The following is a 13,535-nucleotide window of genomic DNA, read 5'->3' as shown; positions in this document are numbered from 1 at the left end:
AGTGATTTACATAATTATGATCGCCTATTTACCAATCTTTGGGACTGAAATAGCAACACTTTTTGTCCTATAAGCCACCATTTATCTATTAAAAAGACTCTACACATAATTGTGTAGAGTCTTTTAGTTTTTATAATTTAAATCTAATTAGATTATGGCTTAAGTGCTTTACCTTATTTTAGCTGTCCTGCAGCCACAGCAAGATCTCTCCAGTAGATAGCTTGCATATAACCATATGTATCTGGTTTTAAGGTAATTAATTTAGCTTTAGGTCGTTTTTCCTCACGTAATACTCTGCCTGTACGGGCATCAATGATATTACGTTGTTCTTGAACCCATTGAATCGTATCGGCATCTTGATCAAAGTAATAATGATTTATATACTCTGTCATATAATATTGAGCACCTTGGTGACTATATGTACGGGCTACAATTTCAAATTTATTACCTTCTCCTGCGATGACCTTAACGCGTTGCTCTGCGTAATAATTTTGGCCATTCATACGATATAAGTAGGCATAACCTCTGGCATTCTCTAAATCAGCAATATTAACTGCTTGAGAGGGGAGGATACCTAAGATTGTGAAAGCCGCTGCAATTAATAAACTACGCTTCATGTATTCTCCTTATTACTTCGCATGTGGCTGATCGGATTCAGCAACCACATGTACAACTAATTCTTGATCAGAAGGAATCTGAGCCATGACTACAGGCATTGGTACATTCATAGCTGCTGCAATACCTTTGATCTGGCGCATTGCAACAGGCACTACAGTACCATCTTCTTGTACGTTTTTTTCTAATGCTTCAATTTCAGTAACTGTTAAGCTTGCTTTGTTCGCAAAATCTTCGATGGATACACCATTAGCTTCGCGATATTCTTTAATGAAATCTCCGATATACATAGATTCCTCCTATTTTTAGATACCTTTATATTGTAATTAAAAATATCATATATGGCAATAGATGAATAAAAGATGAATAAATTAAATTACAAAAATAAATTGACTTAATACGATAGTGGTGTTAATATTAACTCATAGAAAACATCATATTTGGGAATAGGTGCTGAAAAGCATAATAGAGAAGCTGGTTAAATGCCAGCACGGTCCCGCCACTGTATGGTTGAGCGAGTCTAAATTAAGTCACTGGGAAACTGGGAAGGCTAGATGAGCGATGACGCCGAGTCAGGAGAACTGCCTATTCAACATTCACCATTTGACCTACGAGAGATAGGGAGGAGAAGTTAGTAGCTCCTTTTTACGTACCCGTAAAAAGGATTTTTTAGTTCTATACGATTTTTATCAGAGATGATTTAAATTGTATTCGAAAGACCTTAATGTCGATGGCATGGTCATGGTGAATAATACCTTCTTGGTATTACCAGCATGACATGTGTTATGACTGTTAATATATTTTATGGTAAATGTAGGGCATGCATTTATTCATCATCATCCTAAAAAAGAGGCTGACCCAGGATTCTAGTAGTTCGGATTCTGGGTCAGTCTCTTTTTCATTTTCTGATTCTCCTGTTAATGTCTAGTACTTCTAATGTGTATAGCTAACCTATATAATAGAATTTTTATTTTTAGGGGATACATGAAATTTAAGTTAATTCTAAAAAAATGATTGACGATGAATTCTATACATGATATTATTATTTCAGTTGAGACGCGGGAGTGGCGGAATTGGCAGACGCACCAGACTTAGGATCTGGCGCCTTACGGCGTGGGGGTTCAAGTCCCTTCTCCCGCACCAACTTTATTGCACCTTTAGAGGTGCTATTTTTTTTGCCCAAAAATGTTATAATAAATGGGTTAGAACTATTAATTTAAGTAATCATAGTAATACTATATGGTGCAGTATGGATAATACATTAACACAGCTGCTTTCACAGAACCCATCCTTTGTGGATGGGCTAAACGCATTTCAGCGGAAAGGAAAGTCAGTCATATATGGCCTTAGTGGATCTCAAAAGAGTTTCCTCTTAAACCAAGCTTTTTCTATGGGTCTTACAAAGCCTGTAGTTATCGTAGTCCATGATAAGGACCATAAAGAGATGTGGGAACGGGATTTAGCCTTTTTCTGGCCTAATATTCCTGTCCTATCATTTCCTATAACAGATCATGTGGACTTTACAACGATTGCTCGTAGCCTTGAGGACCAAGGGGCTCAAATGCGTGCCTTAGCATTGCTTGCATGGCAAGAACCTGCCGTAGTCATAGCGAATGCTGAAGAGGTTACACAGTATGTGGTATCTCCACAATATTTAAAAGGACAATCGTTGCATTTCTCTTTGAATGATACGATTGAACGCGATACAGCTCTTGAACAGCTCGTTACAATTGGATATGAACGTGTAGACCAGGTGGAACAACGTGGTCATTTTGCCGTGCGCGGGGATATTTTAGACATATATCCTGTTAATAGTGAACACCCGATACGTATTGAGTTCTTTGGGGATGAAATTGATACGTTGCGGTTCTTCTCTGTGGAGAACCAACGTTCCATTGAACAAATTGATTCTTATACAGTGACACCTTTCTTTCTTGGTAAAAGTGATGCAGATTGCACCTTATTATCATATGTGAAAGAAGGCACCCTCATTTACGATGAGCCTGGTCGTATTCAGGAAGCATTAAAGAAATTCCTCAAGGAGGATCCAACACATCGTAAAAATCATTGTGACTGGAGTGAATTGCAACGTACTGTAGAAGCGACGAATCAAGTAGCTTTCACATTTATGCAACAACGTTCTATCGGCTTAGCTGGATTTACCCCAATTGGTATTCAAGGCAAGACGATGACGAGCTTTGAGCGTCAAATTCCTTTATTAACTGATGAGATTAAACAATGGCATCGTTTAAACCATCAAGTTGTATTGGTATTAAATAACCAACAACGAAGAGAAGGGATTGAACGTGCTCTTGAAGGGGAAGGTATTGCCTTTGTTCATAGTGCGGAGTGGATTGCAAAGCCTAATACGGTAGTTATCTTACAAGGTTTATTGACCGATGGCTTTGAATTGCCTAATAGCCATCTCGTTGTGGTCGTTGAAGGTAATATTTACGGACAGCAAAAACGCAAACTTCGGAACAAGCCTAAAAAGGGCCAAGAAATTAATTATTTCACCGATTTAACACCTGGTGACTATGTTGTACATAGTATGCACGGTATTGGTAAGTATATTGGTCTTAAAACGATAGAAACAGAAGGGATTCATCGGGATTATATTGAAATTGACTATGCGGGATCAGATAAACTATTCTTACCCGCCAACAATTTAGATCAATTACAAAAGTATATTGGTAATGAAGGGGATGTGCCGCGCATCAATAAAATGGGTGGCCGTGACTGGGCTAAGGTTGTTACAAAGGCAAAGAAATCTATTGATGATTTAGCAGATAAGTTAGTTGAACTCTATGCACAGCGTGAAATAACGCAAGGCTTTGCATTCTTGCCTGACCAACCATGGCAGCAGGAATTTGAAGATGCATTTCCTTATGAAGAAACGGAAGATCAATTACAAGCAACAGCAGAAATAAAGGCATCCATGGAAAAACCAGTTCCTATGGACCGTTTGCTAGCAGGTGACGTAGGCTTTGGTAAAACAGAGGTGGCCATGCGTGCCATCTTTAAGGCTGTTATGAGCGGCAAACAAGTAGCGGTACTTGTTCCAACTACTGTTTTGGCACAGCAACATTTCCAAACCTTCTTGAACCGCTTTGCTCCATTTGGGGTCAAGGTAGATGTACTCAATCGTTTCCGCAGTACAGCTGAGAAAAAACAAGTTCTAAAAGGCGTTGAAGATGGATCCATTGATGTTCTTATCGGCACACATTCCTTGCTCAATAAGAAGGTTGTCTTCAAAGATTTAGGTATGCTCGTTGTAGATGAGGAACAACGTTTCGGGGTAGCTCAAAAGGAAAAATGGAAAGAGTGGGCTAATAATATTGATGTGCTCACCTTGAGTGCGACCCCAATTCCTCGGACATTACACATGTCCCTCGTTGGTGTTCGAGAAATGTCCGTTATCAACACGCCTCCAGAAGAACGTTTGCCGGTTCAAACCTATGTAGTGGAATATGATATGAACCTCGTGGCCGATGCGATCAAGCGCGAATTGGCGCGTGGTGGTCAGGTTTATTTTGTATATAACCGCGTAGCATCCATTAATCACATGGGTGAGTTATTAGAAGAGGCCTTGCCTGGGTTACGTTACGCTATTGCTCATGGTCAAATGACAGGCCGTCAAATTGAGGAAATCATGACTGATTTCTATGAAGGCCATTATGATGTATTATTGTCTACTAGTATCATTGAAACCGGTCTAGATATACCAAATGCGAATACAATCATCATTTATGATGCGGATCGCTTAGGCTTATCTCAGCTATATCAAATGCGTGGCCGCGTAGGACGTTCTCGTAGACGGGCCTATGCATACTTTATGTATCGCCCTGATAAAATGCTTTCAGAGGCTGCTGAAAAGCGTTTAAAAGCTATTGAAGAGTTCACAGAGCTCGGCGCTGGTTTTAAATTAGCTATGCGCGATTTAGAAATTCGCGGTGCTGGTAATCTATTAGGTTCACAACAACATGGTAATATCGCATCCGTCGGCTTTGGTATGTACGTAAGTATGTTAGAAGAAGCCATTGCTAAGGCTCAAAATAAAGAGGTTGAACGGGAAGTATCCATTGACCCAGCAATCGACTTAGAGGTAGATGCTTTTATCGACGATGCATATATCAAAGATAGTGCCCGTAAGATTTCTGTATATCAACGATTGTTACATATCAAATCGAAAGAACAGCTTGACGATATGACTGATGAACTCATCGATCGCTTCGGTACGCCAACCGATCCGGTAGACCGTTTGTTGCGCATTGCTCAAATTAAAGAACAAGCTCGATTACTGGGCATTAAAAGTATCGTACGTAGAGATCAACAACTTACCATTCATTGGCATGATGATTCCAAGATGGCCGACTGGGATATGGGGGCTGTACGGGAAGATCTCTGGAAGAAGATGAAGTTCGCAGATACCAAGCCGGCTACATTATATGTGAGCCTCAATGGCATGAAAGGTTCTATTTTGACCATTACGGAAGCGGTGATGAAGGCTTTGAGCCAGAAATCATCGTCTAAGGAGGGCCTATGAATCGATTTTTAAAGGGCGCTATGATTTTAACCTTAGCTGGAATTATCGTTAAGGTTATTGGGGCTTTCAGTAAAGTCCTTATTGCACGCGTTCTCGGTGGTGAAGGGATTGGCCTATATATGATGGCCTATCCGATTTATCAAATTATCGTTAGTATTTCCGCGGCAGGCATCCCTGTGGCCATATCTATTATGATTGCGGAAAAGCTAGCTAATGATGATATGCGGGGCGTACAACAAGTATTTTCCGTATCGTTAAAGGTGTTAACACTATTAGGTCTTGTATTTAGTGTAGCCTTATACGGCAGTGCACAGTGGCTCATAGATACCCATATTATTACAGATCCTCGGGCGCTCTTAGCTATTCAGTTATTATCGCCAGCTATCTTCGTCGTTACGATTTTGAGCTGCTTCAGAGGTTACTTCCAAGGCTTCCAATACATGGTGCCTACGGGAACTAGCCAAGTTTTTGAACAAATTTTCCGCGTATCCTCTATGGTGGGCTTAGCCTATTATTTCATTGATAGAGGTCTACACTTGGCGGCTGGTGGTGCAACCTTTGCTACATTCCCCGGTGTATTAGCTGGATTGCTTGTATTGATTTACTTTTACTATCGTCAGCGTCGTGTGCGGACGCAAATGTTGGCGCAGCAGAATCCAAATGCTATTGGTGAAAGCAATAGCTCTGTAGTCAAACGACTATTTAGCTTGGCTATACCAGTTTCAATGGCTAATATTATGTTGCCTATGGTATCTCTTATCGATACATTTATCGTCCCTAAGAGATTGATGGATATCGGGTATTACCTCAATGAAGCGACAACACAATTTGGCTATCTTACAGGGATGGCTACATCGTTGATAGGGTTGCCTATCATTTTGACTACATCCTTAGCGGCTAGCCTTGTACCAGCCGTATCTGAGGCACATGCCCAAGGTGATGTACACCGCATTGTACAGCGCGCCGGCACAGCCATTAAGATTGCCAATATGTTCACTATACCGGCCTGCATTGGGCTCTGTGTATTAGCGACACCTATATCTAAATTGATATATGCAACGCCTCACGCTGGTCCTGTTATTGCTGTTATCAGCTTGAGTATTATATTCTTAGGGTGGCAACAGATTACAGCAGGCATTTTGCAGGGCTTAGGTAGAACTGTTATTCCTATGGTAGCCATTTTTATCGGCTTATTGGCTAAGACATTCTTAGACTATCAATTGACAGGTACTATTGAACTTGGCATTAATGGTGCCGCATGGGCAACGAATTTAAACTTTGCCATTGCTGCACTCATAAACTATATATTTGTTAAAAAATATGTAGGATCCGTACTGAATAAATTAGAGCTATTAAAAATTGTGGTATCTGCTATGGCTATGGGCGGTGCTACACAGGTGGTGTATGTGACGACTGTAGAACTGTTCGGTAACGGTGGTGCCGTAGCAGCAGCTATTATTGTAGCGGTATTTGTATATGGTTTATCCTTATGGTTAACAAAGGCCGTTGTAAAAACCGATATGTATCATTTCCCAGTTATAGGTAAGCGCTTGCAAGCTCGCCGAGATAAGGAGGAGGCTAAGCTATATGAAGAACAATACTGATAAGCCCATATCGGTACAACCATTAGTGGATGTGGTAAAAGCTTTGCGTGCTCCGAATGGTTGTCCTTGGGATCAAAAACAGACTCATGAGTCGTTGCGTCGATATTTCATCGAAGAAACCTACGAAGTAGTAGATGCTATCGATAATAAAGATATGCCAAATCTTCGTGAAGAACTAGGTGATGTGTTATTACAAGTTGTCTTTCACAGTCAATTAGCTGAGGAAGCCGGTCAATTTACATTAGAAGATGTAATTCACGATGTGACGGAAAAGATGATTCGTCGTCATCCCCATGTTTTTGACCCTGAAAATAATGAAAAATCATACAGTTGGGATGAATTAAAGGCACAAGAAAAGAAAAATATACAAAAATCCGTATTAGATGGTGTGTCCAAAGGTTTACCTGCATTAGTAGCGGCTTACAAACTACAAGAAAAGGCTGCAAAGCTAGGTTTTGACTGGGATGAGCTCGATCCAGTTTGGGCGAAAGTTTCCGAAGAAATGGGTGAATTTAAGGAAGCTATTGCCCAAGAAGATAGAGAAAATATGGAAAAAGAAGCGGGAGATGTGCTTTTTTCCTTGATTAATCTATTAAGATGGTATAAAATAAGCGGTGAAAATGCACTAAATCGCACAAACACAAAGTTCCGACAGCGTTTTTTACATGTAGAAGCTTGTGTTAACCAAAGCGATCGCTCATGGGAAGACTTTTCATTAGCTGAGCTGGATGCTTTTTGGGAGGAGGCTAAAGTGCAGGAAAAGTAGCCTAGAGGTTTGCATGCTTCTTAGGTATAGTATTTTTAAGGAGGTTCTGTCATGAACAAAACAGAATTAATCGCAAGTGTTGCACAAAAAACTGAATTAACTAAAAAAGACGCTGAAAAAGCGGTAAAAGCTGTATTTGACACAGTTGCTGAAGAATTAGCTGCTGGCGGTAAAGTACAAGTTATCGGCTTCGGTACATTCGAAGTTCGTGAACGCGCAGCTCGTGAAGGCCGTAACCCACAAAACGGTAAAACTATCACTATCGCAGCTTCCAAATCCCCTGCATTCAAAGCTGGTAAAGGTTTGAAAGAACAAGTTAACGCTGCAAAAGCTAAAAAACGCAAAAAATAATCCCTAATGGATTGGAAAGAGACCTTTCGAGGTCTCTTTTTTTCGTCTATTTATGGTATAATGCACAGAGAAAGGGTGTACTATGAATAACGAAAGATCACGGAAGGTTCTCATCGTGTCCGCTTCTATTGGGACAGGACATATGCAGGCCGCCAGAGCCATAGAAGAATATTGGAAAGAGAAAGAACCACAAGCGTCGATAACTCATGTGGACTTTCTTGATACAGAAACCATGTCTGTAGAGCATTTGATCAAGGGCACATACATCAAGATGATTGACGTATTCCCGATGCTATATGATATGATTTATCGCGTATCAAAAGGGGAAAAACGAGGTACGATTATGCAAACTGCATTATCATACCTATTGAAAAGCCGCATGCTCAAATTGGTACAACAAGAAGAGCCAGATGTAATGGTATTTACGCATCCATTCCCATGTGGTGCAGCGTCTATCTTAAAACGCCAAGGACATATCGATGTACCATTAGTGGCTATCATGACGGACTTTAGTAGTCATCAATTTTGGCTATACCCTCAAATTGATACATACTATGTAGCTACTGAATCGATGGTAGATGAAATGGTAGCAGCTGGTATTGATAAATCACGCATCCATGTATCAGGTATTCCTGTACGACGCTCCTTCTTCCGTGATGCTATTGAAGAATATAGCTTAGAGAAACCGGTAAAAGTGCTCGTTATGGGCGGTGGCCTAGGTTTAGGTTCTCTAGAAACGGCATTAAAACATTTAGATGAAGTAAACGGTATTGATGAAATTACTGTCGTAGCCGGTCAAAATACATCTCTTTATGAATCCTTAGTTACCCTTAGTGAATCTATGCGAACTAAGACCATTGTATACGGATATACTACGAATATTTCGGAACTTATGAAGTCGTCTTCCTTGCTAGTTACAAAGCCTGGTGCATTAACATGTATGGAAGCGGTTACTATTGGTTTGCCTATGGTATTCTTTAATGCCATCCCAGGGCAAGAAGAGGCCAATGCAGAGCTGTTAGAACAACGAGGTTGTGCTCGTTGGGCTCGTGATATTCATAACTTAGAAGACGTTGTGACCGCGCTTCTTATTAACTCTCCAAGACTTCAACAAATGTCTGAGCGTGCTCGTGAATGGCATGTAGATGGTGCGGCTAATATCGTAAATAGTCTTATAGCTATATTAGATGCTGAAACGCCGGTAGAATTAGTGAAAGCAGAGCAATCTATCAGTTAATAGTTTAGTATTTACAGAATTATAGTGATTGTAAAAGCTATATAGCTCGATATGTTTCATTAACGATGTTGGTTCAATAAACGTTATATGCTATATCAACGTTATATGTTCTATCATAAAATTAAAAAAGCGATGATCTTATATAGGTCATCGCTTTTGTTTTATTGGTATTGTTCAATATGTTCTTGTCGAATGTTTTGAAGTGTTTCCAAGAATGCATCTGTGCTTTCAGCACTGTCCAACAAGTCTTTTAGTTGGTAAGAATCATCGAGGGTCACACTCCATTGGAAGGAGTCATTATCGTCGTATACATTGAATACGATTGGTGTTTCTAAATCCTCTGGCAAATGACCGTCATCATCGGACACAGTTGCATAGGTGCCATCTTCCAAGAGCTCTGTAAATAATGTGTCATACCCATCGATATCGATAAGTTCAAAGTTGATAGTTTCATAAAAGTCTAAAACGATATCTGCTGCCATGTGGACCTCCTCATGAATATATACGTTACGTTTATTCTACTGAGGGGGCCTGTTACTGTCAATGGTAATGTGTAGTATAATAAATATCAGAATGACATAATAGGAGCATACGATGAACGTTATTAGTTTACAAAACATAGAAAAATCATATGGCACACGACTGCTGTTTAAGGAGGTAAATATTACTTTCACCACCGAAAAACGACTAGGTCTTGTGGGCATTAATGGGACAGGTAAGTCTACTTTCTTAAAAATCTTAGCAGGACAAATGGAGCCTGATAAGGGGACCATTGAGCGAAATGGTAAGGCTAGTATACATTATTTAGCACAAACACCTGAGTTTGATCCGAATTCTACATTACTAGAAGCTGTTCTTGATGGTGATCATCCTCGTTTACGAATGGTACAATCCTTTGAGCGCATTAGTCGTGAATATCGCGAAATGCAAGAGACTGGTGGCGAGGATGCTAAAGTATCTCGTAACTACATGAATGCCTTGGAGCAGATGGATCAACAAGATGGATGGCAAGTGGAGCAAGAGGCTCGTATTATTTTATCTAAATTAGGCTTTCCTGATGTAAATCAAAAAGTGGCTATGTTATCTGGTGGTCAAAAGCGTCGCCTTGCATTAGGGCAGGCATTATTATATCCTTGTGATCTATTATTGCTAGACGAACCGACAAACCATTTAGATGAAGATAGTATCGATTGGCTAGAGTCTTATTTAAGTGCTCGCCAAGGAGGACTATTAATTAGTACCCATGATAGATATTTTCTCGACTCTGTATGTAATGGGATTTTAGAATTATCGAATCGACGTATGTATCAATACGATGGCAACTACGAAGAGTTTATTGCCTTAAAGGCTGATCGAGAGGCTCGTGAGGCGGCTACAGAAGAGAAGCGTCGTCAGTTCTTAAAACGAGAAATCGAATGGGTACGCCGTGGTGCGTTGGCGAGAACGACAAAACAAAAGGCTCGTTTAGACCGCTATGAAAAACTTAAGAATATGGAGAAGATTCGACGCCCGGATCAAATGGATCCTATTGCTTTAAAAACGCGTTTAGGGAAAACCATCTTTGATATTGAACATTTGGCATTCTACTTTGGTGAGCGTCCTATGATTAAGGATTTTACCTATCATGTAGTGCGTCATGATCGTATCGGTATCGTTGGTCCTAATGGGGTTGGCAAGTCCACCTTTATGAATATTCTTGATGGAACCTATGAACCTACAAGCGGTACGATTGGTAAAGGCGAGACAGTTCGCATTGCACACTTCAAACAAGAACTGCCAGAGTTTGATGAAGATATGCGTGTTCTCGATTATATTCGGGAAGACCATTCGTATATGGTGTTGGGCGATGGCTCTACATTGAGTGCTGGTCAGATTCTTGAACGATTCCTATTTACACCTGAGCTACATGGTGTGCCAATCCGTAAACTTTCAGGTGGCGAACGACGTCGGTTGTATCTACTAAAATTGCTTATGAGCGCTCCTAATGTTTTGTTGCTAGACGAACCGACCAATGATCTTGATATTCCTACATTAGAGGTACTAGAGGACTTCCTTGACTCCTTTAGTGGTGTCATTATCACCGTATGCCACGATCGTTATTTCTTAGACCGCGTTGTGGACAAACTTTTTGTGTTCAGTGGTGATGGTCATATTGAGATTGTTCATGGCTCCTATTCTGATTACAAGGATTCTTTAGATGAAAGTAGCGTTGGAAAGCGCCCATTTTATATGGCTAATACAGGTACATCTGTTACTTCTAAAGATGAAAAATTGGAAGGGGCTGCACCTAGTAATGCTAGTGATGATTCATCGTTAGGAAACTCAGCAGATGGTAGTGATAGTAGCATTACAACTTCTGGGGGAGATACTTTCAAAGAAGCACCAAAGAAGGGGCTAAATAAAGCGGAAGAAGCGGAGTATGCTAGTATCATGGAGGAATTGCCTAAATTAGAGCATTTAGTAAAGGGCCTCGATGTCATGATTAGTCAAGTTGCTACTGATTATGAGAAGATGCAATCCTTGATGGCTGAGCGAGAAGAGACTCAATCCCAAATAGATGCGCTCACAGAACGGTGGATGGAATTGGAAGAACGCCTATAATTCCTTATAGCATGCGATTTTTTAATATCTGTTATGCAAAGGAATTACATGTAAATTTATTGATAAAAATCACAATGTATAGTATAATTTCATCGATTAACGATAACAACGTTACCTAAGTAGGAGGAACTCATGAGTAAGTACCAATTTTTAGACCGTCGTGTACCAATTGAAGATGGCAATATTGCATTAGTTCAAGATTTATCCAAATGTAAAAACTGCTCCTTATGTCGTAAAGCGTGTGCTGTAGACATGGGCGTATTTGATTATTATGATTTAACAACAAATGGGGATCATCCAATTTGTATTCATTGCGGTCAATGTGCATCTATTTGTCCATTTGATTCCATCAATGAACGCTCTGAAATTGATGAAGTAAAAGCAGCTATTGCTGACCCTAATAAAATCGTTGTATTCCAAACTGCACCTGCTGTACGTGTTGGCTTAGGTGAAGAATTTGGTCTTGATGCGGGTACATTCGTAGAAGGTAAAATGGTAGCTGCTCTTCGTAAATTAGGTGGCGACTATATTCTCGATACAAACTTTGGTGCGGACATGACTATCATGGAGGAAGCATCTGAGTTGTTGGAACGCGTTATCAATAGTGATTCCGTATTGCCTCAATTCACATCTTGTTGCCCTGCTTGGGTTAAATTTGCTGAAACATTCTATCCAGAATTCTTGCCAAACTTGTCTACTGCTAAGAGTCCAATTGCAATGCAAGCGCCTACACAAAAAACATATTTTGCTGAAAAAATGGGCATTGATGCAAAACAAATCGTTGCTGTTGCAGTAACCCCTTGTACAGCTAAGAAATTCGAAATTCGTCGTGACGAAATGAACTCCTCTGCTGAATACTGGGATGCACCAGAAATGCGCGATACAGACTACTGTATTACTACACGTGAACTTGCAAAATGGTTACGTGCAGAAGAAATCAACTTTGATGAATTAGAAGATTCTGCATTTGATCCATTGATGGGTGAAGCATCTGGTGGTGGTATCATCTTCGGTAATACTGGTGGCGTTATGGAAGCAGCTATGCGTGCAGCTTACAAATTAGCAACTGGTGAAGATGCACCTCAAACATTGATCCCATTCGAAGCAATTCGTGGTATGGACGGTGCTCGTGAAGCAGACGTAGTCATTGGGGACAAAACATTACATGTAGCGGCTGTTCATGGTACAGGCAATTTGCGTAAGTTCATCGAACGCATGCGTGCAGAAAATATCCATTATGACTTCATTGAAGTAATGGCGTGCCGTGGTGGCTGTATCGGTGGTGGTGGTCAACCACGCGTTAAATTACCAATGGCTGATAAAGCTCGTGAAGCTCGTATTGCTTCCTTGTACACTCGTGATGCGGAAGTAAAAGTAAAAGCAGCTTGTGATAATCCAGATATCCAAAAATTATATACTGAGTTCTTCGATGGTAAACCTATGAGCCATAAAGCACATCACATGTTACATACAACATTTGTGAGCCGTGCAGAAGACTTAGGCCCTAACGGTGCTTGTACACCTGCTACATGCCCAACATCTGTGCCTAACTTGAAAAAGGCAGCAGAAGCAGCTAAAGCAGCAGCGGAAGCTAATAACTAATAGCTAGAAAATAGTTAATAGTAAGAATTAACCGTAATAGTAACAGTTAACTATAGTTAGTTGATACATACTATAAAAGCATATATATGGCTTAAGATAAAGGGCAGATAGTTGATATTTTAATCAGCTATCTGCTTTTTTATTATTGTCTTTAGACTGGTTCGCGACGTAGTCGCGAATCATAAAACCACCCGCTATGCGGGTGCGGCAACG

10 protein-coding genes, 1 tRNA gene and 1 riboswitch are annotated in these 13,535 nt (G+C 40.3%); of the genes, 8 read left to right on the top strand and 3 right to left on the bottom strand.

The genetic code is table 11. The features are described 5' to 3' along the window. Window positions 1-173: 173 nt before the first annotated feature. Window positions 174-617 (bottom strand): hypothetical protein, encoded by a 444-nt coding sequence (locus LKD20_RS09120; RefSeq protein WP_005385689.1) that lies wholly within the window; start codon window positions 615-617, stop codon window positions 174-176. A gap of 12 nt (window positions 618-629) precedes the next feature. Then, complete coding sequence (locus LKD20_RS09115) at window positions 630-905, bottom strand: helix-turn-helix domain-containing protein (protein WP_227721565.1); 276 nt, start codon at window positions 903-905, stop codon at window positions 630-632. Between the two features lie 141 nt (window positions 906-1,046). Continuing rightward, a riboswitch (cobalamin riboswitch) is annotated at window positions 1,047-1,218 on the top strand. A gap of 455 nt (window positions 1,219-1,673) precedes the next feature. On the opposite strand from LKD20_RS09115, the gene LKD20_RS09110 reads away from it, so the two are divergent. The 6 genes from LKD20_RS09110 (at window position 1,674) to LKD20_RS09085 (ending at window position 9,119) form a co-directional block, all read left to right on the top strand. Beyond that, window positions 1,674-1,758 (top strand) — tRNA-Leu (locus LKD20_RS09110). 106 nt (window positions 1,759-1,864) lie between these two features. Next, complete coding sequence (gene mfd / locus LKD20_RS09105; protein ID WP_227721564.1) at window positions 1,865-5,161, top strand: transcription-repair coupling factor; 3,297 nt, start codon at window positions 1,865-1,867, stop codon at window positions 5,159-5,161. Further along, complete coding sequence (locus LKD20_RS09100) at window positions 5,158-6,765, top strand: putative polysaccharide biosynthesis protein (protein ID WP_227721563.1); 1,608 nt, start codon at window positions 5,158-5,160, stop codon at window positions 6,763-6,765. Before mfd ends, LKD20_RS09100 begins: the two co-directional genes overlap by 4 nt. Then, a complete protein-coding gene (gene mazG / locus LKD20_RS09095) occupies window positions 6,749-7,531 on the top strand; it encodes a nucleoside triphosphate pyrophosphohydrolase (protein WP_227721562.1) in 783 nt (260 codons plus the stop codon). Before LKD20_RS09100 ends, mazG begins: the two co-directional genes overlap by 17 nt. A 51-nt stretch (window positions 7,532-7,582) precedes the next feature. Further along, entirely contained in the window at window positions 7,583-7,882 is a 300-nt protein-coding gene (hbs, locus tag LKD20_RS09090; protein WP_005385694.1) for a non-specific DNA-binding protein Hbs, read from the top strand. 82 nt (window positions 7,883-7,964) lie between these two features. Beyond that, complete coding sequence (locus LKD20_RS09085) at window positions 7,965-9,119, top strand: MGDG synthase family glycosyltransferase (RefSeq protein ID WP_227721561.1); 1,155 nt, start codon at window positions 7,965-7,967, stop codon at window positions 9,117-9,119. Between the two features lie 161 nt (window positions 9,120-9,280). Here the strand turns inward: LKD20_RS09085 and LKD20_RS09080 are convergent, their stop codons facing one another. Continuing rightward, window positions 9,281-9,601 (bottom strand): hypothetical protein, encoded by a 321-nt coding sequence (locus LKD20_RS09080; RefSeq protein WP_105089531.1) that lies wholly within the window; start codon window positions 9,599-9,601, stop codon window positions 9,281-9,283. A 112-nt stretch (window positions 9,602-9,713) separates the two neighbouring features. On the opposite strand from LKD20_RS09080, the gene LKD20_RS09075 reads away from it, so the two are divergent. Together LKD20_RS09075 and LKD20_RS09070 are read left to right on the top strand one after the other, a co-directional pair. Continuing rightward, window positions 9,714-11,720 carry an ABC-F family ATP-binding cassette domain-containing protein gene (locus LKD20_RS09075; RefSeq protein WP_227721560.1) on the top strand — a complete coding sequence of 669 codons (2,007 nt, stop codon included), beginning with the start codon at window positions 9,714-9,716 and terminating at the stop codon, window positions 11,718-11,720. Window positions 11,721-11,852: 132 nt separating this feature from the next. Further along, a complete protein-coding gene (locus LKD20_RS09070) occupies window positions 11,853-13,322 on the top strand; it encodes a [FeFe] hydrogenase, group A (RefSeq protein ID WP_227721559.1) in 1,470 nt (489 codons plus the stop codon). The last annotated feature ends 213 nt before the right edge of the window (window positions 13,323-13,535 follow it).

The sequence above is a fragment of the Veillonella fallax genome (assembly GCF_020687175.1).
In the GTDB taxonomy this organism is placed as follows: domain Bacteria; phylum Bacillota; class Negativicutes; order Veillonellales; family Veillonellaceae; genus Veillonella; species Veillonella fallax.
Note: the sequence above shows the minus strand (reverse complement) of the source record. Positions and strands in the feature narration are given on the sequence as shown.

Excerpts from the sequence above, each read along its gene's own strand:
- LKD20_RS09120 (WP_005385689.1), bottom strand. The coding sequence starts at position 617 with ATGAAGCGTAGTTTATTAATTGCAGCGGCTTTCACAATCTTAGGTATC.
- LKD20_RS09115 (WP_227721565.1), bottom strand. The coding sequence starts at position 905 with ATGTATATCGGAGATTTCATTAAAGAATATCGCGAAGCTAATGGTGTA.
- mfd (WP_227721564.1), top strand. The coding sequence starts at position 1,865 with ATGGATAATACATTAACACAGCTGCTTTCACAGAACCCATCCTTTGTG.
- LKD20_RS09100 (WP_227721563.1), top strand. The coding sequence starts at position 5,158 with ATGAATCGATTTTTAAAGGGCGCTATGATTTTAACCTTAGCTGGAATT.
- mazG (WP_227721562.1), top strand. The coding sequence starts at position 6,749 with ATGAAGAACAATACTGATAAGCCCATATCGGTACAACCATTAGTGGAT.
- hbs (WP_005385694.1), top strand. The coding sequence starts at position 7,583 with ATGAACAAAACAGAATTAATCGCAAGTGTTGCACAAAAAACTGAATTA.
- LKD20_RS09085 (WP_227721561.1), top strand. The coding sequence starts at position 7,965 with ATGAATAACGAAAGATCACGGAAGGTTCTCATCGTGTCCGCTTCTATT.
- LKD20_RS09080 (WP_105089531.1), bottom strand. The coding sequence starts at position 9,601 with ATGGCAGCAGATATCGTTTTAGACTTTTATGAAACTATCAACTTTGAA.
- LKD20_RS09075 (WP_227721560.1), top strand. The coding sequence starts at position 9,714 with ATGAACGTTATTAGTTTACAAAACATAGAAAAATCATATGGCACACGA.
- LKD20_RS09070 (WP_227721559.1), top strand. The coding sequence starts at position 11,853 with ATGAGTAAGTACCAATTTTTAGACCGTCGTGTACCAATTGAAGATGGC.